Annotated in this window: 17 protein-coding genes; 10 read left to right on the forward strand and 7 right to left on the reverse strand. The window is 38.7% G+C overall.

Translation table 11 applies throughout. The features are described from left to right. Positions 1-8: 8 nt before the first annotated feature. Together AC07UV_RS15210 and AC07UV_RS15215 are read right to left on the reverse strand one after the other, a co-directional pair. A complete protein-coding gene (locus tag AC07UV_RS15210) occupies positions 9-533 on the reverse strand; it encodes a glutathione peroxidase (RefSeq protein WP_282250039.1) in 525 nt (174 codons plus the stop codon). Positions 534-544: 11 nt separating this feature from the next. After that, positions 545-1,411, reverse strand: coding sequence for an N-acetylglucosamine kinase (locus AC07UV_RS15215; protein ID WP_282250040.1), 867 nt, complete (start codon positions 1,409-1,411; stop codon positions 545-547). 259 nt (positions 1,412-1,670) lie between these two features. On the opposite strand from AC07UV_RS15215, the gene AC07UV_RS15220 reads away from it, so the two are divergent. Beyond that, positions 1,671-3,416, forward strand: a complete 1,746-nt coding sequence (locus AC07UV_RS15220; protein ID WP_495184365.1) for a M61 family metallopeptidase — start codon at positions 1,671-1,673, stop codon at positions 3,414-3,416. A 70-nt stretch (positions 3,417-3,486) separates the two neighbouring features. Here AC07UV_RS15220 and AC07UV_RS15225 read toward each other — a convergent pair whose 3' ends face one another. Next, positions 3,487-3,987, reverse strand: coding sequence for a hypothetical protein (locus AC07UV_RS15225; RefSeq protein WP_282250045.1), 501 nt, complete (start codon positions 3,985-3,987; stop codon positions 3,487-3,489). A gap of 169 nt (positions 3,988-4,156) precedes the next feature. Between AC07UV_RS15225 and AC07UV_RS15230 the strand changes: the two genes are divergently transcribed. Further along, positions 4,157-5,923: an AMP-dependent synthetase/ligase gene (locus tag AC07UV_RS15230; protein ID WP_282250046.1), complete on the forward strand. Its 1,767-nt coding sequence runs from the start codon at positions 4,157-4,159 to the stop codon at positions 5,921-5,923. A 35-nt stretch (positions 5,924-5,958) separates the two neighbouring features. Further along, positions 5,959-6,960, forward strand: coding sequence for a YihY/virulence factor BrkB family protein (locus AC07UV_RS15235; protein ID WP_282250047.1), 1,002 nt, complete (start codon positions 5,959-5,961; stop codon positions 6,958-6,960). A 147-nt stretch (positions 6,961-7,107) separates the two neighbouring features. Here AC07UV_RS15235 and AC07UV_RS15240 read toward each other — a convergent pair whose 3' ends face one another. After that, positions 7,108-7,614, reverse strand: coding sequence for a hypothetical protein (locus AC07UV_RS15240; protein WP_495184366.1), 507 nt, complete (start codon positions 7,612-7,614; stop codon positions 7,108-7,110). A gap of 66 nt (positions 7,615-7,680) precedes the next feature. Continuing rightward, complete coding sequence (locus AC07UV_RS15245) at positions 7,681-8,292, reverse strand: WbqC family protein (RefSeq protein WP_495184367.1); 612 nt, start codon at positions 8,290-8,292, stop codon at positions 7,681-7,683. A gap of 88 nt (positions 8,293-8,380) precedes the next feature. Between AC07UV_RS15245 and AC07UV_RS15250 the strand changes: the two genes are divergently transcribed. The 7 genes from AC07UV_RS15250 to rplI all read left to right on the forward strand — a co-directional run bounded on the left by AC07UV_RS15250 (position 8,381) and on the right by rplI (position 14,574). Next, complete coding sequence (locus AC07UV_RS15250) at positions 8,381-9,247, forward strand: lysophospholipid acyltransferase family protein (protein WP_495184368.1); 867 nt, start codon at positions 8,381-8,383, stop codon at positions 9,245-9,247. Further along, a complete protein-coding gene (locus AC07UV_RS15255) occupies positions 9,244-10,275 on the forward strand; it encodes a glycosyltransferase family 2 protein (protein ID WP_282250051.1) in 1,032 nt (343 codons plus the stop codon). The genes AC07UV_RS15250 and AC07UV_RS15255 overlap by 4 nt, the downstream gene beginning before the upstream one ends. Positions 10,276-10,395: 120 nt before the next feature. Continuing rightward, entirely contained in the window at positions 10,396-12,420 is a 2,025-nt protein-coding gene (gene ligA, locus AC07UV_RS15260) for an NAD-dependent DNA ligase LigA (protein WP_495184369.1), read from the forward strand. Between the two features lie 37 nt (positions 12,421-12,457). Continuing rightward, the gene (gene dapA, locus AC07UV_RS15265) at positions 12,458-13,336 is read left to right on the forward strand and encodes a 4-hydroxy-tetrahydrodipicolinate synthase (RefSeq protein ID WP_282250053.1); all 879 of its coding nucleotides are present in this window, start codon (positions 12,458-12,460) and stop codon (positions 13,334-13,336) included. Between the two features lie 147 nt (positions 13,337-13,483). Next, a complete protein-coding gene (gene rpsF, locus AC07UV_RS15270) occupies positions 13,484-13,852 on the forward strand; it encodes a 30S ribosomal protein S6 (RefSeq protein ID WP_495184370.1) in 369 nt (122 codons plus the stop codon). Beyond that, complete coding sequence (gene rpsR, locus AC07UV_RS15275; protein WP_028071347.1) at positions 13,852-14,115, forward strand: 30S ribosomal protein S18; 264 nt, start codon at positions 13,852-13,854, stop codon at positions 14,113-14,115. Before rpsF ends, rpsR begins: the two co-directional genes overlap by 1 nt. 15 nt (positions 14,116-14,130) lie before the next feature. Then, positions 14,131-14,574, forward strand: coding sequence for a 50S ribosomal protein L9 (rplI, locus tag AC07UV_RS15280; protein ID WP_282250057.1), 444 nt, complete (start codon positions 14,131-14,133; stop codon positions 14,572-14,574). A 479-nt stretch (positions 14,575-15,053) separates the two neighbouring features. On the opposite strand, the gene trxA is transcribed toward rplI, so the two are convergent. Together trxA and dnaE are read right to left on the reverse strand one after the other, a co-directional pair. Continuing rightward, positions 15,054-15,374 carry a thioredoxin gene (gene trxA, locus AC07UV_RS15285; RefSeq protein WP_495184371.1) on the reverse strand — a complete coding sequence of 107 codons (321 nt, stop codon included), beginning with the start codon at positions 15,372-15,374 and terminating at the stop codon, positions 15,054-15,056. Between the two features lie 131 nt (positions 15,375-15,505). Next, positions 15,506-19,924, reverse strand: coding sequence for a DNA polymerase III subunit alpha (gene dnaE, locus AC07UV_RS15290; protein WP_495184372.1), 4,419 nt, complete (start codon positions 19,922-19,924; stop codon positions 15,506-15,508).

Below are 19,924 nucleotides of genomic sequence, written 5' to 3' on the forward strand. Positions count from 1 at the left end.
CTTTTTACTTATTTCTTATTTCCCACCCAGTTTACAATCGCCGGATCCAGTGGATTGGTAGCTGATCGAAAGCGATGTACTAATTTACCATTTTCGTCAATCAGGAATTTTTCAAAGTTCCATTTAATCTCTCCTGTAAAATCGGGATTATCCTGCGTGATCAGATATTTGAATAAAGGCGAAATCTGCTCCCCTTTTACTTCTACTTTTTCAGCCATTAAAAAGTCTACTCCATAGTTCTGTTCACAGAATTCTTGAATCTCTGTATTGGAGCCTGGTTCCTGTTGTCCAAAGTTGTTCGCCGGAAAACCAATGATAACCAATTTGTCTCCAAATGTCTTGTGTAGTTCTTCCAGGTCCTTATACTGTTTCGTAAAACCACATTTAGAAGCTGTATTGACAATCAATATCTTCTTTCCTTTGAAATCGGACATTTTCACCTCTTGCCCTTCCAGCGTCTTAAAAGTGAAATTATAAATTTCGGGATTGCCAAATAACATTGACATATACACCATAATAGTTGCTACAATCATATTTATTTAATTTAAAGACTCAACAATGAGTTACTCTCTCTTTCCAGCACTGCACTGAACAATTCGTTAATAGGTGACTTTAGTATTGTTCCGACCTTGATCTGATGTGTTTCACACACTTCACGCAATAACAAATCAAAGCTATAAGCAATTGAGCCAACAAAGTGGCATTCATACTGTGTATAATCTGCATAAGTCAAAATAGAGGCCTGAACAAACTCTTCAAAACCACCTTTTACCAGATCAATAATAAATGGATGGGTAATATTATCAGACATAAATGGCGCAAAAGAGGCTAAAAAAGCATTTGGCCGTTCTTTCTGGTACACATTTTTAATAACAACCTCTTTATTTATACGGTATTTAACGGCGAATTTCTCATTCAGATCTTTCGGCATGCGCCCATATAGAAATAAGCGTAGGAGCTTTTTACCGAAGTAAGCGCCCGAACCTTCGTCTCCCAGCACATAACCATTACCATTGTGGGAGGCCATAAGCTCCTCACCATCAAAAAAGCTAAGATCCGATCCAGTACCAAGTGTGGCTACATATCCTTTTTTATTACCACAGGTCGCTAAAGCGCTACCAAAAAGGTCGTTCTCAACTGCGATATAAGCATTTTCAAATAAAGGAGTCAATGCATTTGAAACCATTTCACGACGGTCAGGGGTAATACAACCCGCTCCAAAAAAATAAAGCTCAGTAACCTCGTCAGCGTAGGGTATTATTTCAGGTATTTCTTTAATAACCCGTGTGATTTCTTTTTCATTAACGAAAAAAGGATTGAGTCCATTTGTACTGAACGAAATAGGAGCACTATCAGGCAATTCCAATTTCCAATCTGACTTTGACGAGCCACTATCAACAACTAAGATCATACAAATTCTTGATTATTTTCCCCTTATAAACTAGTGTATCAAATATACAAAAATTACCTCCAAACTGAAACGACGATTCTTAAAGAAAATATGTATCTTGGATTTCTTATGTGACATCTTTACAATCTGATGAAACTTTTTGAATCAATCAAAATTCGACAGGTTTAACAAACTATTGAAGAACCAACAAAATATTTTTTTGTTTGATTTAAGCATAAGATACTTTTAATTTTGTAAGCGCATACTAAAATTATTTTTCATGGATAGTGACCATTTAAATGTACCCACAATAAACTTTGAGGTATCATTTCCAGAAGTACAAGCTCATTACATTGACGTAAAAATGAGCCTCAAAAAACTCAATCAACCCTATGTTGATCTAAAGATGCCAGTCTGGTCACCAGGTTCCTATTTAATTCGTGAATATGCAAAAAATGTAGAACGATTTAAACCTGTCGATGCCAATGGAAATCCCATTCCTTTCAGCAAAATATCAAAGAATACCTGGCGCGTTACGACAGATGCACTAGATCAGATCGATATTCACTATTCGGTATATGGCTTTGAGGTCTCTGTCCGTACAAATTTTTTCGACAGCGACCACGCATTTATCGTCCCAACAGCAACATTTCTACATATTGAAGGTTATCTTGATGTCCCTTCGACTATCGTTATTGTGCCAAAAGAAACCTGGAAAAGTATATCAACAGGACTTGAACGGTTGACACAACATACCTTTCATGCGCCCAACTTCGACGTTTTATATGACAGTCCGATTGAAGTAGGTAACCAGGATATTTGGAAGTTTCATGCTGCAGGAGTAGAACATGAGTGTGCGATGGTGGGTGGTGGCTCTTATGACAAAGAGCGTCTTACCACGGATATTACACGTATTGTAGAAGAAGAAACCCGTATTTGGGGATCAAATCCCAACAAACGATATGTCATTATCACACACAACTACCAATCTGGTGGTGGCGGTCTTGAACACCTCAACTCCACTGTACTGGGAGCTTCGAGAAATGCCTATCGCAATGAACACAGCTACAAAACATATCTGAGCCTCGTAGCCCATGAATATTTCCACCTATGGAATGTAAAACGACTTCGCCCAAAAGCATTGGGTCCATTTGATTACGATGGGGAGAACTATACTACAGGATTATGGATTATGGAAGGGGTTACCTCTTATTATGACAATTTAATCATCAAACGCTGTGGGTTCTATGATGAAAAGGAATACCTTTCATTATTGGCCAATGATTTTAATATTATATTGAACCGTCCAGGACATGAGATACAGTCTGCTGCTGCATCAAGCTTCGATACGTGGATCAAATATTATAGACCAGATGAAAATGCCATTAATTCGGCCATTTCTTATTATAACAAAGGGGCTATGCTTACTGCTCTGCTTGATATCAAAGTAATAGCTGCTACAGATGGAAAAATAAAATTAGACGACATCCTCCGTGCTGCTTATGAAGAATTTTTCTTAAAACTTGACCGTGGCTTTGAAGAAAAAGAGTTTCAGAATCTAGCGGAGCGTATTGCTGGCACCTCGCTGGATGATATATTTCAGGCTGCGCATCAGGATGGCGAACTCGATTACAACGCTTATTTGAATTTGGTAGGATATGAAATTGTGGATACCAACAAAGATAACGATACATTAACCTTGGGTATCACAACCAACAAAACAGATGGTGTAATCAGTGTTGCAACTGTTGAAAAAGGGACGGGTGCCTACGATGCGGGTTTAAACGTCAGGGATGAATTAATTGCAATCAATAATATCAGACTTGATGTAAAAGACAAGGAGATTGATTTTATCATCCAAAATGCTACTGATGGTGAAATATTGAATTTCCTTATTGCAAGAGATGGCCTGGTTCGAGAGATACCGGTACAGATCAGAAGAAATAACAAGAAGATTCATGAAATCCGTCCACTTAAAGATCAAACGTTCCTGCAGGAACTCTTGGGAAAAATCTGGATGGCTTGATGTGAACGTTAGCCAATATGTACCATTTAACAGAAAGAGCAGAAATATATTTCTGCTCTTTCTGTTAATATTAAAACTTATATCTTACCGAGAATCCAATAGGATCAAATATCTTGAGGCTGGATTCATTCAGAAAATCAAAATAAGGTTTTACATCCAATGAAATCTGAAATGGGGCTTGGGGAATATTATACTCTATTCCGACAATACCATCTATACTTAAATTAAGATGGGAGTCGAACGATTGACGTTGACCATTTATAATTTTATCTTTTTCTTTGTAAGATCCGATACTTCCACCAAAACCATAGTACCAATTTAGACCAGCTGTTAAAGGTTTGTAAATTTCATACAATCCAACTACACGAAACCGACGGAAATCAGAATTGCTTTGAATACTCATAATACCTTCCAACGCATGGCTTGAATTTAGTGTATGACGATAAGTAATTCCCTGAGCAGAACCAAACCGCCCACCAATAGCGCCTCTATTATCCAACTGAGCCACAGCTTTATTGGATAACGCACCAAACATCAGCATTCCACCGACAGCCAAAAATATTTTTCTCATAAAAATTGAACGCTTTATATTCTACTTTATATCTTTCAAAAGTAACAATTACAGCTATAACGACACAATGTTTAATTTGTTATGACATTAATCCCAATATCTCCAACTTTATTTCTGATATTTTTTTTATATTTAAGTCAATAGTGATAACCAAATAAACTCAAGTGATATGGGCAGAATTTTTGACTTTATAACCTTATATAAAGAAAAATACGCAAAGGACATTATGGTGGCGGGCAGAGACTCCAGCGGCAACTGGAAAACTTACTCCACCAAAGAATATACGGATGCAATTGATTCCTTGAGTAGGGCTCTATTGAAATTGGAGCTTAAGAAAGGGGATCGTGTCGGAATAATGTCCGGTAATAGACCGGAATGGAACTTGGTTGATTTTGCCTGCAATCAAATAGGACTTGCAACAGTTCCCCTTTATCCTACATTATCTACACAAGATCTTTCATTCATTGTGAACGATTCCGATGTTAAAGTGTTATTTGTAAGCAACAAAGACCTGACTGTCCGTATTGAGCAGGCGATCAAAGAACATGGCATCCAACCGCAGGTATATACCTTTGATCAGATTGAAAACCATACCCCTTTGACCGAGTTAATTGGGAGTGCAAAAGAAGATACGACCGAACTGTCCTCCCATCGCGATGGCGTTACCGAGGATGATCTATTAACCTTGATTTATACCTCGGGCACGACAGGCCGTCCCAAAGGTGTTTACCTCTCACATAAAAATGTCTATAGCAATGTCACCGCCTGTAATTATTTGATACGGGAGGATTTCAAAACTGCACTTAGTTTTCTTCCGTTATGTCATATTTTCGAACGCATGGTTGTGTATATGTATTATTCAAAGGGGATCCAAATTTACTTTTCAGAAACCCTGGATAATGTCGTTGCCGATATTAACGATGTAAAACCAGATGTCTTTACGACAGTGCCACGTGTACTGGAAAAAGTCTACGACAAAATCATTGAAAAAGGTAAGGCACTGACCGGTATTAAAAAGAAGCTATTCTTCTGGGCAGTAGACTTAGGGCTAAAATTCCAGGAGCCAGGCAAAAACGGCATGCTCTATTCGATTAAACTAGGTATTGCCCGTAAATTGATCTTTTCCAAATGGCAGGAAGCATTAGGAGGTAATATTAAAATTATCGTATCAGGTGGTGCGGCTCTTCAAGAGCGCTTAGCGCGTATATTTTGGGCTGCGGACCTTAAGGTACTTGAAGGATATGGATTGACGGAAACTTCTCCTGTTATTGCGGTAAACTCTTATTTACCAAATGGATTGAAATTTGGAACAGTCGGAAAACCGCTTAAAAACCTTGAAGTAAAAATTGCATCAGATGGTGAGATCCTAGTGAAAGGCCCTAGTATCACAACAGGCTATTATCAAAATGAGGAGGCCACTAAAGAAGCTTTCGATGAAAATGGCTTCTTCAAAACCGGAGATATTGGCGAAATTACGACGGATGGCTTCTTAAAGATCACTGATCGAAAGAAAGAGATGTTTAAAACGGCTGGCGGAAAATACATTGCACCGCAGTCCATTGAAAACAAGTTAATGGAATCAACCTTGATCGGCCAGGTGATGGTAATCGGCGAAAATCGCAAATTTCCAAGTGCATTAATCATACCTGCTTTTGATATCCTTTCAAAATGGGCTGCTCAAAAAGGAATATCCAGTAGTTCAAATGAAGAACTTATCAAAAATTCCGAAGTTATTCAGAAATACCAAGAGGAAATAAACCGATTATCAGGTAACTTTGGCCATTGGGAGATTGTCAAGAAATTTATTCTTTTACCAAAAGAATGGTCAATAAATGAAGGTCAATTGACGCCAAAATTGAGTTTGAAACGAAAAGTTATTTTAAAAGAGAATGAAGCTGCCATCGACAAATTGTATGTAGAGCAGAATCAAGAATAACAATTTGCACGATTATTGGAGCGGATGATCTCATTATGAAGCACGTTACACTAAAAGATCTATTTACATTCGGATACTGGAAAAATATTTGGCAGGTCATGATTGATGCCTTCAACGGGTTCAATGATGACAAGTGCATGAAAAAAAGTGCTTCGCTAGCCTATTATACGATTTTTTCGATCGGTCCGTTGCTAATGATCGTCATCTGGTGTATCGGTTTCTTTTATGGTGAACATCTCCAAAGTGGTTCTTCTGCGCAAGATGAAGTACTGGACGAAGTTACGATACTTTTTGGGCAAGGTGTGACCGAACAGATTAAATCTTATCTCCAGAAAATTACTTTTGAAAACAAATCCAATATGGGGATCACAATCGGTATTGTCACATTGATCCTTTCCTCTACGACTTTATTTGTCGATATCCAGGATTCAATAAACAACATCTGGAAAGTTAAGCCTAAGCCTAAGAAAGGCTGGCTAAAATTAATCATCAATAGACTAATCTCCTTTTCCATCGTTATTGCTTTAGGCTTCTTATTAATTGCTTCATTGATGATAAATGGAGTTATTGTCGCGGTCACCAACCTGGTCATGACCTATTTCCCCATTATTCCAATTGCCCTGATATCTTGGGTCAATACTGGTATTACGTTTTCTGTCATCGTGATACTGTTTGGATTTATCTTCTCATTCTTACCAGATGCCAAGGTGAAATTCCGCGATATGCTCGGCGGGGCTATTTTCACTGGGCTTCTTTTTATGCTGGGTCGCTACGGAATTTCGATTTATCTCAACCTCTCTTCCACGGCGAGCTTTTACGGTGCAGCAGGTTCTATCATCATCATGTTATTGTGGATCTATTATTCCGCTGCAATACTTTACTTCGGAGCTGAGTTCACCAAGTTTTATGCGATCAAATTTGGGGCGGGGATTGTTCCGTCCGCATTTGCTGTTGCCATTGAACAAACAGAAAAAGTCAAGAAAATGGGTTCTGATGCTGAAGCCCACATCGGAGATACGATTCAAGTCTCAAAGTAGTCACACTATTTTTTCTCTTTTTTTCCGCTGATAGAGCCGTCTATTCCGATCACATCGATCACCCTGTCACCAATTTGTGTGATATCTGATTTCAGACCGATCATTACAGTAAAAATATTGACCGGTGTATCCTGTATCTTTCTGAAATTATGTAAGTAGCCTAGCTCCAGCACCCAATTTACTGGATAGGTTAAAACGATTTATATTTTCCATCTTAACCAGCTTCTGATCAGCTATCACATTCGCACGGGGCTCACTTGTCAAGCCTATTCCCGGCCCAAGAAAACCGTAAACATTCAATCGGCGCATCTGCTTTCGCACACCACCTGAAAATGCGAAAGTATAAAAGTTCGTATTTGCATCCTCAATACGATAGGCAAAATCGGGATCTGGCAGACGTTGCTTGTATTTGAATGACAAAGTATACAAGGTTGGGGAGACAAAAAACATCGAATTTTTAAGGGAAATATCCAGACCAATACTACCAGAAAATTTTGGGGAGAGTATATCTTTCGTTTTACCTATAGGGAATCCCATTCCGGTTGTTCCCCAATAGTAAACTTTCCGATAATGTATTGTATCAACACCACCCTGGGCATAGGTAGCGATGCTAAACAAAGGAAGAAGAACGAAAACAAGAAGAAGTCTATTCATTTAAAAGCGTTTAATATTGAATAAGAACAATATTAAACGCAGAATGTTCAAAGTATCTAGAATATTTTAAAGATAACTTTTGGATTGTGGACCTTGATTAAACAACAGATCGATAATACTCAAATCTGGATAGAAACCATTTTTGTCCAAAAAAACCTGATAGTACTCTTTGGGAGCAACCAGTATGCTTTCCTTTTTCGGATGTATGATTTCCCGATAATCGATTGCCTCCGAATCATTGACCGTATATTCCTCTGTAAAGGAAACTGTTCTTTTTAGCTTAATTGATTTTAGTATCAGCTCCAACTGTGCAACGTTAAAGTCCAAGAGATAATCGAATTTTTCTTGATAAAAACGACTAAAATCATCTTCATAATATTCGAAATATGCAGAACTCCGATAAGCGGTCTGAATACTCAACCAATGTAAACGCTGCCAGTCAAATTCATAACTGATCCGGATATCTTTCATCGGGACGCGTTCCTTATTACCATGTTGGATTGGAACTATTAAATCCTGTACCCCATTGGCAGAAGCAATGCGTGCCCGTGTACGATAGCTCTGTTTTTGAAAATGTTCATATTTTTCGATTACAACCGGGAGATTATTCTCCTGAATGGTATGAAAATAAGATATCGGCGGAAGATAACATGCTGGAAGTAATAACTGCGATTCCATAAAAACTGATGATTTTTGTTATAAGTGACGCAAAAATAACTTAATTTGAGGATATTTGTAAAATACAACTGGGAATTTTAGCTATAGCATGAAACAAAACGCGTTAAACGCATTAATCTATGTCATCTCTCTTCTCCCCTATTGGTTTCTATATTTGATTTCCGATGGGCTTTATTATATCCTCTATTATATTATTGGGTATAGAAAGGGTATCGTATTCCAAAATTTAGAAAACGCTTTTCCCGAAAAAACCGAGGCTGAAAGACTAGTAATCGCAAAAAAATTCTACCGCTTTTTTCCGGATCTACTTGTAGAATCCATTAAGCTAAAAACGATTTCAGCCAAAGAAGTCAAGCGGAAAATGACTTTAGAAAATGAAGAGGAACTAACGCGCCATCTTGCTGACGGGAAAAATGTGATTGGGGTAACCTCGCATTATGCCAACTGGGAACTCGGGATACACCGTCTGAGTTTGATCACTGATTTTCCAACATTGATTGTTTACAAACCGTTAAACAACAAGGACATTGATACAGTCTATAATTCGATGCGTGGTCGTTTTGGAGCAGAAATGGTTCCAATGAAACAAATTCTCCGACATATTGTAAAATTGAAAGGGCAGCCCAATGTCAGTATGTTGGTCGCTGATCAGACCCCACTATATTCCGACTCTGATTATTTTATCAATTGGTTGAATCAGGAAACATTAGTCTATACGGGAGCTGAACGGCTATCAAGAATGAGCAAAGCCCCCGTTGTATTTTGTTATATTGGCCGAAAAGCAAAAAGAGGACAATACTTCTGCAAGTTTACTACCCTGGTAGAAGACCCCTCCGAATTTGCCGAACATGAAATAACTGATTTACACAATCGCTTTGCGGAGCAAATGATTCGTGAAAATCCCGAATATTGGCTTTGGTCACATAATCGCTGGAAAAGGAAACGTAGAAAATGAGTAAATTACCAAAAGTAGCTGTTGTCATATTGAACTGGAATGGTCGTTTCTTCCTGGAGAAATTCTTACCTTCCGTCTACAACAGTTCTTATCCAAATATTGAATTCGTCATCGGTGACAATGCATCGGATGATGATTCTATTCTATTCGTCAAGCAGTACTATCCCACCATTACCATTCTTGAAAACGACAAGAATTATGGATTTGCTGGTGGTTACAACAAAGTCCTGGAACGTGTAGATGCGGATTATTATGTCTTGTTAAATTCAGATGTTGAAGTCAGCCAAAACTGGATAGAGCCTGTTATTGCTTATATGGAGCGCAATCCCGGTATTGCTGCCGCACAACCCAAGATCCTATCCTTTCATAATAAAGATAAATTTGAGCATGCTGGTGCCGCTGGAGGATACTTGGACTATTTCGGTTTTCCGTTTTGTAAAGGAAGGATTTTACACGAAGTTGAGGAAGACCATGACCAGTACAATCAGGAATCTGAGATTTTCTGGGCATCGGGAGCCGCGCTTTTTATCCGAGAAAAAGCCTGGAAAGAAGCGAATGGCCTAGACGAAGATTTCTTTGCTCATATGGAGGAAATTGATCTATGCTGGCGGTTGAAAAAGATGGGCTATGGTATAGGTTACTGTCCAACGTCCGTTGTCTATCATGTAGGCGGCGGGACATTAAATGCCAGCAACCCTAAGAAGACCTACCTAAATTTCAGGAATAATCTCGTTATGTTGCAAAAGAACCTACCTTTGAGTAAAGCAATTTGGATAATTTTCCTACGCCTTTGGTTCGATTTAGCAGCATTGATGAAGTTTCTAATTGACCGCAAACCGAAAGATGCGTGGGCGATCAGTCGCGCACATCAGTATTTCTTCCTAAATATTTTTAAAAATGCTAGAAAACGAAAGAAATATACAGCAATAGAAAATCAGACAGGACAATATAATAATTCAATTATTATTGATTTTTACACGAATAATAAACATAAATTTTCGCAATTGAATCCAAAGGATTTCAAATAAGGCATTTGGAATCCCGATTCGTAAAATGCACAAAAACGCATTTTAAAAATAAGGCACTCTTTACAACAAGATTCTTTATTTATTTTATTTAAACGTACATTTTATTTGTAATTTTGCAACATGTTGGCGATGGATATTGAAAAAAAGATAAAAGACTTAACAGCAGAACTTAATCATTATAACTATCAATACTACGTATTGGCGAATAGTCTTATATCAGATTATGACTTCGATCTCAAGTTAAAGGAACTCGAAGCACTGGAACGTCAATATCCAGAATTTGCTGATCCGAACTCACCTACACAACGCGTAGGTGGAGATATCACATCTAAATTTAAAACGGAAAAACATCGTTGGCCCATGCTTTCTTTGGGCAATACTTACAGCCAGGAAGAACTGTTTGACTTTGATCAGCGAATCCGCAAGATCATAGGCGATCAGTTTGAGTATGTCTGTGAATTAAAATTTGACGGCCTTTCTATCAGCCTCACCTATGAAAACGGAGTACTGAGCAAAGCAGTTACCCGTGGCGATGGAACACAGGGCGATGTCGTGACAAGTAATGTCAAAACCATTCGCTCCATTCCAATCAGACTCAAAGAGAGCGACTACCCGCAACAGTTTGAAATTCGTGGGGAGATATTTATGCATAAATCCGCTTTTTTACGTCTGAACAAGGAACGGGAAGATAATGAAGAACAGACTTATGCCAATCCGCGCAATTTCGCTTCGGGCACAATAAAACTTCAGGATTCAGCAGAGGTTGCCAAAAGACCGTTGGATTGTTTTCTATATTTCCTGTATTGTGACAATAGAACCAATTTATTTCACGATCACTGGAACAGCCTGGAACAGGTGAAAAACTGGGGTTTTCCCGTTTGTGAACATACAAAAAAATGTAGTACACTGGCTGATGTCTTTGAATTCATTGACTATTGGGATATTGAACGACATAACCTTGGATACGAAATCGACGGCATCGTTATCAAAGTAAATGATTATGCCCAACAGGAAGATCTCGGTTTTACGGCCAAGAACCCAAGATGGGCAATATCTTATAAATTCAAAGCTGAACGTGTTGAGACAACACTCAATACTATTAGCTATCAGGTAGGACGTACCGGAGCGGTCACTCCTGTTGCTAACCTTCAACCTGTATTGTTAGCGGGGACCACAGTCAAACGTGCTTCACTGCACAATGCCAATGAAATTGCACGATTAGATTTACATCAAGGTGATACCGTCTATGTAGAAAAAGGTGGAGAAATCATTCCAAAAATCATTGCTGTGAACCTTGAAAAGAGATTAGCAGATACGACAGCCTTTATTTATCCGGACAGCTGTCCAGAATGTGGTACCACATTAATTAGACAGGAAGGTGAAGCTGTTCACTACTGCCCGAATGAAACAGGATGCCCTCCACAGATTGTCGGCAAAATGCAGCATTTTATCGGGCGTAAAATGATGGATATCGAGGGAATGGGCGATGAAACGGTAGAGACCTTTTTCAAAAAAGGTCTATTGCATAATATCGTAGACATCTACGGTCTAAAGAACCATCAAGAAGACTTACAACAACTCGAGCGCTTTGGTCAGAAATCCATAGACAATATGCTTGCGGGCATTGAGAAATCAAAAGAGAAACCTTTTGAGAAAGTATTATTCTCTTTGGGCATACGGCATGTTGGCGAAACAATCGCAAAAAAACTAGCACAACATTTCAAGAACATCGATGCCCTTGCTCAGGCTTCAACAGAGGAAATTGAAGGGGTTCAAGATATCGGACGCCGTATCGCGGAGAGTGTCAAAGAATATTTAGACAACCCTATTCATCAGCAACAGCTCATCAGCCTAAGACATTATGGCTTAAATTTGGAGATTGAAGAAAGGGAAATCATTCTGGCCAGCGAAAGTCTCAGCGGAAAGACCTTTTTGATTTCAGGTGTATTTGCTGACTATTCCAGAGAGCAGCTCGCAGAGCTGATTGAGAGCAACGGTGGCAAGATGCTTTCTTCCATTTCCGCAAAGTTGAATTATCTCGTTGCGGGGGATAAAATGGGACCATCTAAATTAGCGAAGGCGGAAAAATTGGGTGTCCCGATGATTAATGAGAAGGATCTCTTAGACCTTATTCATTCCAAATAGGATTTTTTAATTAAATTTATATAAATACAAAAACAAGATGAACGAGCTTCACGGCGCAGGAGTAGCATTGGTCACTCCTTTTAACTCAGATGAATCTGTTGATTTCGAGGCATTAGGTCAACTCATTGACTTGCAAATCAACGAGGGTATGGATTATTTGGTTTCTTTAGGTACAACTGGAGAAGTTGCCACATTAACTAAAGAAGAACGAAAGCGTATCTGGGATTTCACTGTCAAGCGCGTGAACGGTAGACTTCCTTTGGTTGCTGGCATCGGTGGTAACAATACCGCAGAGATTGTAGAACAGATCAAAGCTTTCGATCCGACTGGTTTTTGTGCCATTTTATCTGTGTCACCTTATTATAACAAACCGACACAGGAAGGAATTTATCAGCACTATAAGGCTATTGCGCAAGTTTCCCCTTTACCTATTATATTATATAATGTACCGGGCCGTACAGGTAGCAATATGACTTCACAAACGACATTACGTTTGGCGAATGATTTTTCAAATATTGTTGCAATAAAAGAAGCTTCTGGCAATTTTGCTCAATTCAGCGAAATCCTACGGGACAAACCGGTAGATTTTCTATTGATCTCCGGAGATGATCCGGTGACATTACCTATGATGGCACTCGGTGCTGCTGGCATTATCTCTGTTGTTGGAAATGCATTTCCAAAACGCGTTGCCACGCTTGCAAAATTATGTGCAGAGGGCAATTATCATGAAGCAAGAGCAATACATAACGATTTACTCCAGATAACAGATCTTTGTTTTGTGGAAGGAAATCCTGCCGGCGTCAAATATATTCTTAAAAAATTAGGTATCGGTAACGACACTTTACGCCTTCCATTGGTAGGTATCAGTGAAAAAACACAATTAGCAATAGCAGAAGAAATGTGCAAATTAAACTAAACGATCAATTTGTTTGTTATTGAAAAAGTTTAGATCTCGCTTGAGGTCTAAACTTTTTTGCTTCAAGGCGTTGCAATATAACAATATAATACCTACCTTTGCACTTCCACAAATGTGGAATTTTAAATAACAAAATTAATTAACAAAATGCAACAGTACGAATCTGTAATCGTTCTTACCCCGTTGCTTTCTGAAGATGCTGCGAAAGAAGTAATCGCAAAATTCAAAACCATCTTAACAGAAGGCGGAGCCAAGATTGTCGCTGAAGACAATTGGGGTTTGAAAAAATTAGCGTATCCAATCCAGAAAAAATCTACTGGATTTTATCACTTAACTGAATTCAAGGCTCCAGGTGAATTAATCAACAAATTAGAGGTTGAATACAAACGTGATGAGCGCATTATGCGTTTCTTGACTGTAAGTTTAGACAAACATGCTAGAGCTTACAACGAGAAAAAACGTAGCGGTGCATTCAACAAAAAAGCTGAAACTAAAACTGAGGAGGGCGCAAACTAATGGCTAACGAAAATATCCAATACGTAACTGCTCCTAAAGTAGAGGACAACCGTAAAAAATACTGTCGTTTCAAAAAGAATGGTATCAAATATATCGATTATAAAGATGCTAACTTCTTGATGAAATTTGTAAATGATCAAGGTAAAATCTTACCTCGTCGTTTAACTGGTACATCTTTGAAATTTCAACGTAAAGTAGCTCAAGCTGTTAAACGTGCTCGTCACATCGGTTTGTTACCTTACTTAGCTGATGCAATTAAATAAGGAGGACGATAGAAAATGGAAGTAATTTTAAAACAAGATATCAAAGGCTTAGGTGAGCAAAACGATATCGTTAATGTAAAACCAGGTTTCGGTCGTAACTACTTAATCCCTCAAGGATTTGCTATTCAAGCGACTGAATCTGCAAAGAAAGTTTTAGCTGAGAACATCAAACAAGCTCAGTTCAAACAAGATAAAATCAAAAAAGACGCTACTGAATTAGCTGGTAAATTGGAAGCTGTAAAACTTTCAATCGGTGCTAAAGCAGGTGAATCTGGCAAAATCTTCGGTAAAGTAAATAGCATCCAAATTGCTGATGCATTGAAAGCAAAAGGTTTTGACGTAGATCGTCGTCGTATTACATTCGAAGTTGAACCTAAAGAAATAGGTGAATATATTGCTAACTTAAACTTACACAAAGAAGTTAAAGTTCAAGTTCCTTTCGAAGTAATCGCTGAATAATTTTATATTATTTAGTACAACATACTGAAGCGGCTATTCATTAGATAGCCGCTTTTTTATTGGCATCTTACATTACCTTACCTGCTTAAAACAAAAAACTCGCGCTGCTGAGAACAACGCGAGGCATAATCTAGGGTATTTGAAAGGGAAAATCTTTATTTATATCAAAAAATCAATAAAAAACCAAAAATAAAACAAATAAACCAATAAAATATTCATTTTTATCTCGTTTTCACATTCAAAAGAAGCAAAAATTATCCATTTATCAAAATAAAATCTATTTTATTTTGATAAAAACATATAATAATCAAAAATACACGGTAAAAAAGTAAAATAAACACATATAAAACAATAAAAATCAAAAAAAACTAATAAATATTAGTAAAAAAATCAGTATTAAATAATATAAAAACAAAAAAATCTAAAAAAAAGACCTGAAATAAAAATATTTCAGGTCTTTTTTGTTGAAATAACAATTATTATGCTAATTGCTTCTCTAATTTCTCATTTAAAACAGACTTTGGAACTGCTCCAATTTGCTTATCTACAATTTCTCCATTTTTGAAGAACAATAAAGCAGGGATATTGCGGATACCATAACGAACTGAAATCTCTGGATTTTCATCTACGTTTACTTTTCCTATCACAGCCTGACCTTCGTAATCTTTAGCTAATTCTTCAACAACAGGACCAACCATACGACAAGGACCACACCATTCTGCCCAAAAATCAATTAATACGGGTTTGTCCGCTTTCAAAACAACTTCTTCAAAGTTGCTATCTGTAATTTCTAATGCCATAATCTTAATCTTTTTAATTTTATAAACCGAAGTTATATTTATGATACTACTTAATTGCTAAAATCAATAAACAAAGATAGTAACAACTGTCAATGTAATTGTAATCTTAATTACACAAAATCTAATCCAAATTAGTTCAAACGGTAATTAATCCCTTCAAACTTATCTATACACTCCAAAAACTCATTTGTGAGGTTTATTTTCAGACTTTTAGCTGGCATTTCGACAGAGATTTCGTCCTGAGGATCCCAGATTTTAAATTTCAATTGACAATTTGGCACAACGCCTTCAATCTCGTTCTGCGCCAAGATATCTTTAATGCCATCTAAGAATTCTTCATTCAGCTTTAGCAGAGGAATATTAATTGTAAAACTCTTCGCCATCTTTTCGCGGAGCTCAGAAAGCAACTGTACACTTCTTAATTCGAAGCCCCAGTTTCCGACCTGCCTGAAACGCTCCTGAACCAATCCGCGCAATTGAACGAAATAACCCTCTTGTAAATACCCCTTTAATTTCACATACTCTTCACCAAACACCGCCATATCGTAAGAATCGCTATAATCCTCAATAATAAAGGATGCAAATGGCTTACCATTTTTAGTCAGGCGGTGATTTGCCGAAGCTATAATCCCACCAATAACCAATTCTTTGTTCTTGATACGATTAAATTCGAGTAATGTCTCTTCATCTACCTCGGCAGCTTTCGCTTTGTTAATCAGAGAGAGATCAGACACTGGATTATGACAGAAATGTTCGATCTCAAACCGATAAGTATCTAACGGATGACTTGTCAGGTATATACCGATGACATCTTTTTCGTATTTAAGCTTCTCGATCAATCCCCATTGTGCACAAGGTGACAATACAGGTTCTGGCAGTTCGGCAGCTTCACCAGCGCCAAATAAGCTAGCCTGTGCAGAGTTTTCATTTTCTTTATACCGTTGTGCAAATCGGATTGCTTTCTCCATACCTGTTGAATTATCCTCAGCATGGAAATACTGCGCACGATGGGTACTTTCAAAACTATCAAAACCACCGGCGTAAGCCAAACTCTCAAAAGCTTTTTTATTGACCGCACGTAAGTCGATACGCTTGGCCATATCAAAAACAGACTTATACAATCCAGATTGTCTCGTTTGCACAATAGCATCTACAGCACCCGCACCCACACCTTTAACAGCACCGATACCAAATCGAATCGCTCCACGTTCATTTACCGTAAATTTATAGTATGACTCGTTCACATCAGGACCGAGTACCTCCAAGCCCATACGCTTACATTCCTCCATAAAGAATGTAACCTGCTTGATATCATTCATATTATTGGAAAGCACCGCCGCCATATACTCTGCAGGGAAATGTGCTTTTAGATAAGCTGTCTGATAGGCTACCCATGCGTAACAGGTGGAGTGTGATTTATTGAACGCATAACTGGCAAAAGCTTCCCAGTCAGTCCAGATTTTCTCCAGTACTTTCGCATTATGTCCTTTTTCCTCCGCCTGCGCAACAAACTTAGGCTTCATCTTATCAAGTACGGCCTTTTGTTTCTTACCCATTGCTTTACGCAAAACGTCAGCATCACCTTTGGAAAAACCCGCCAGCTTTTGGGATAAAAGCATTACCTGTTCCTGATAAACCGTAATCCCGTATGTTTCCTTTAAATACTCCTCACAAGCATCCAAATCGTAGACAATAGGGTCAATCCCATGTTTACGTTTAATAAAACTCGGGATATACTCGATTGGCCCCGGACGGTATAGGGCATTCATCGCAATTAAATCGGCGAATACCGTAGGCTTCAGATCGCGCATGTATTTTTGCATCCCAGGAGATTCATATTGGAATACACCGATTGTTTCACCACGCTGAAAAAGCTCGTAGGTCAATACGTCGTCTATCGGAAATTTGTCGGGATCTAAAACTATACCATGACTTAATTTAACATTCTCAACAGTATCCTTGATGAGTGTCAGGGTCTTCAATCCCAAAAAGTCCATTTTCAATAGACCAGCACTTTCAACGACGTGGTTATCAAATTGGGTTACATACAGATCGGAATCCTTTGCCAGGGATACAGGAACGAAATTGGTAATATCATCCGGTGTGATAATCACACCACAGGCATGAATACCTGTATTCCGGACAGACCCTTCCAATACCCGTGCCTGACGAATTGTTTCGGCTTCGAGTCCGGCGCCATCTGCAATTGACTTTAAGCGATTGACGGCCTCGATCTCTTCTGTTCTTAACTTCTCCTTTAGACCAGCATCATCCAATGTAAATATTTTGGATAACTTCAAATTTGGAATCAATTTGGCAATTTCATTTGCATCTCCCAGAGGCAAATCCAGCACACGGGCAGTATCTTTAATCGAAGACTTGGCGGCCATTGTACCATAAGTAATGATCTGAGCCACCTGACTGGCGCCATATTTATTGATTACATACTGCATGACCCGTCCACGTCCCTCATCATCAAAGTCAATATCAATATCGGGCATGGAAACACGATCGGGATTTAGAAAACGCTCGAATAGCAAATCGTATTTTATGGGATCAATATTCGTGATACCGAGGCAATACGCAACAGCTGACCCAGCCGCAGATCCCCTGCCCGGCCCAACCGAAACACCCATATCACGTGCTGCAGCAATAAAATCCTGTACAATCAAAAAATATCCGGGATATCCTGTTTTTTCAATCGTTGCCAATTCAAAATCCAGACGTTCCCGAATATCATCTGTTATCTCTTCGTAACGTTTCGCTGCACCAACATAACATAAGTGGGCAAGATATTTATTTTCCCCTCTTTTTCCACCATCTTCATTGTCCTCGGCAACCTGAAATTCTTCTGGTATATCAAATTTTGGAAGTAGGACATCCCTATTCAATTTGAAGATCTCCACCTTATCTACGATCTCCTGTATATTAAGAATCGCTTCGGGCAAATCTTTGAATAAGGTTTTCATTTCATCAGAAGATTTAAAATAATACTCCTGATTTGGCAATCCGAACCGGAACCCACGCCCCCTACCTTTAGGTGTGGAAAGCTTCTCGCCATCCTTTACACATAAGAGGATATCATGGGCGTGCGCATCTCCTTTCTTTTCGTAATAGGTATTGTTGGTGGCAACAACTTTAACATCGTATTTACGGGCAAACTTAAGTAAGGTCTGGTTTACCCGATCCTCATCTTCCTGTCCATGTCGCATGAATTCCAGATAAAAATCTTCCCCAAAATGCTCCTTCCACCATTGCAAAGCTTCTTCCGCCTGGTTTTCACCTATATTAAGCACTTTACTAGGCACTTCTCCTTGAAGGTTTCCCGAAAGCACAATGATATCTTCCTTATACTGTAGAATAAGATTTTTATCTATACGGGGCACATAATAGAATCCAGCTGTATAGGCGAAAGAAGCTAATTTGGCTAAATTATGATAACCGCGTTTATTTTTCGCCAACAAAACGACCTGATAACCATTATCCTTTCTGGATTTATCTTTATGATCTTCACAAACAAAGAATTCACAACCCACTATTGGTTTTAGGAGCTGACCAGTAGGTTCCTCCCCCTTTTCCAGCGCTTCCGCATTCTGTGCTTCCACCTCTTTATTATGTCCAATGACTCTGGAAACGAATTCAAATGCCCCCATCATATTACCGTGATCGGTAAGCGCAACAGCAGGCATATTGTCCTTTACCGCAGCCGAAACCAACTTGTCATACGACATTGTTGACTGTAGAATAGAAAATTGAGAATGGTTATGTAAATGTGCGAATTTCGCTTCTTTAAGTGCTGATAATGTATCTGCATCTACGACAACACGAACATCATCCGGTTCAGCCCGTTTTCTGATCTCATCAGAAGCGGCTTTTAAATTAATGTGTTTAAGCCCGGCAGTAGGAACGGGACCAGGATTATTCGTTTTGAAATCAACAAAGTAACCAGTATCTACCTGGAGTTCTTCCACCGTAAACACCTCTCTTCTGACCAATTCCAGAAAACAACGTGTTGTCGCTTCAACGTCGGCAGTAGCATTATGGGCCTCAGCAAATGGCACACCAAATAAATAAGAGTGCAATTCAGTCAGATTAGGCAGCTTGTATCGACCGCCACGACCACCAGGAATTTTCAATAGATCTGCTGTTACCTCAGTACAGGTATCCAAAACAGGCATGCTCGCCATTTTAGATTCTACACCATAACGATAAAACTCACAGCCCATGATATTGAGGTCAAAACCAATGTTCTGTCCGACTACAAATTTTGCACTATTTAATGCGATGTTAAATTTCTCCAAAGCAACCTGTAAAGGCACCCCCTGCTCTTCTGCCAATGCTGTGGATATACCATGTATTTTTTCGGAGTCATAAGGTATATCAAATCCATCCGGTTTAATCAAAAAATCCTGATGTTCGACCAAGTTCCCCATCTCATCATGAATCTGCCATGCCAGCTGTATACAACGTGGCCAATTATCCGTATCCGTAATTGGCGCGTCCCAACGCTTAGGCAAACCCGTCGTCTCTGTATCGAAAATAATATACAT

Source organism: Sphingobacterium sp. GW821-FHT03E03, from assembly GCF_059420745.1.

Excerpts from the sequence above, each read along its gene's own strand:
- AC07UV_RS15210 (WP_282250039.1), bottom strand. The coding sequence starts at position 533 with ATGATTGTAGCAACTATTATGGTGTATATGTCAATGTTATTTGGCAAT.
- AC07UV_RS15215 (WP_282250040.1), bottom strand. The coding sequence starts at position 1,411 with ATGATCTTAGTTGTTGATAGTGGCTCGTCAAAGTCAGATTGGAAATTG.
- AC07UV_RS15220 (WP_495184365.1), top strand. The coding sequence starts at position 1,671 with ATGGATAGTGACCATTTAAATGTACCCACAATAAACTTTGAGGTATCA.
- AC07UV_RS15225 (WP_282250045.1), bottom strand. The coding sequence starts at position 3,987 with ATGAGAAAAATATTTTTGGCTGTCGGTGGAATGCTGATGTTTGGTGCG.
- AC07UV_RS15230 (WP_282250046.1), top strand. The coding sequence starts at position 4,157 with ATGGGCAGAATTTTTGACTTTATAACCTTATATAAAGAAAAATACGCA.
- AC07UV_RS15235 (WP_282250047.1), top strand. The coding sequence starts at position 5,959 with ATGAAGCACGTTACACTAAAAGATCTATTTACATTCGGATACTGGAAA.
- AC07UV_RS15240 (WP_495184366.1), bottom strand. The coding sequence starts at position 7,614 with ATGAATAGACTTCTTCTTGTTTTCGTTCTTCTTCCTTTGTTTAGCATC.
- AC07UV_RS15245 (WP_495184367.1), bottom strand. The coding sequence starts at position 8,292 with ATGGAATCGCAGTTATTACTTCCAGCATGTTATCTTCCGCCGATATCT.
- AC07UV_RS15250 (WP_495184368.1), top strand. The coding sequence starts at position 8,381 with ATGAAACAAAACGCGTTAAACGCATTAATCTATGTCATCTCTCTTCTC.
- AC07UV_RS15255 (WP_282250051.1), top strand. The coding sequence starts at position 9,244 with ATGAGTAAATTACCAAAAGTAGCTGTTGTCATATTGAACTGGAATGGT.
- ligA (WP_495184369.1), top strand. The coding sequence starts at position 10,396 with ATGTTGGCGATGGATATTGAAAAAAAGATAAAAGACTTAACAGCAGAA.
- dapA (WP_282250053.1), top strand. The coding sequence starts at position 12,458 with ATGAACGAGCTTCACGGCGCAGGAGTAGCATTGGTCACTCCTTTTAAC.
- rpsF (WP_495184370.1), top strand. The coding sequence starts at position 13,484 with ATGCAACAGTACGAATCTGTAATCGTTCTTACCCCGTTGCTTTCTGAA.
- rpsR (WP_028071347.1), top strand. The coding sequence starts at position 13,852 with ATGGCTAACGAAAATATCCAATACGTAACTGCTCCTAAAGTAGAGGAC.
- rplI (WP_282250057.1), top strand. The coding sequence starts at position 14,131 with ATGGAAGTAATTTTAAAACAAGATATCAAAGGCTTAGGTGAGCAAAAC.
- trxA (WP_495184371.1), bottom strand. The coding sequence starts at position 15,374 with ATGGCATTAGAAATTACAGATAGCAACTTTGAAGAAGTTGTTTTGAAA.
- dnaE (WP_495184372.1), bottom strand. The coding sequence starts at position 19,924 with ATGTATATTATTTTCGATACAGAGACGACGGGTTTGCCTAAGCGTTGG.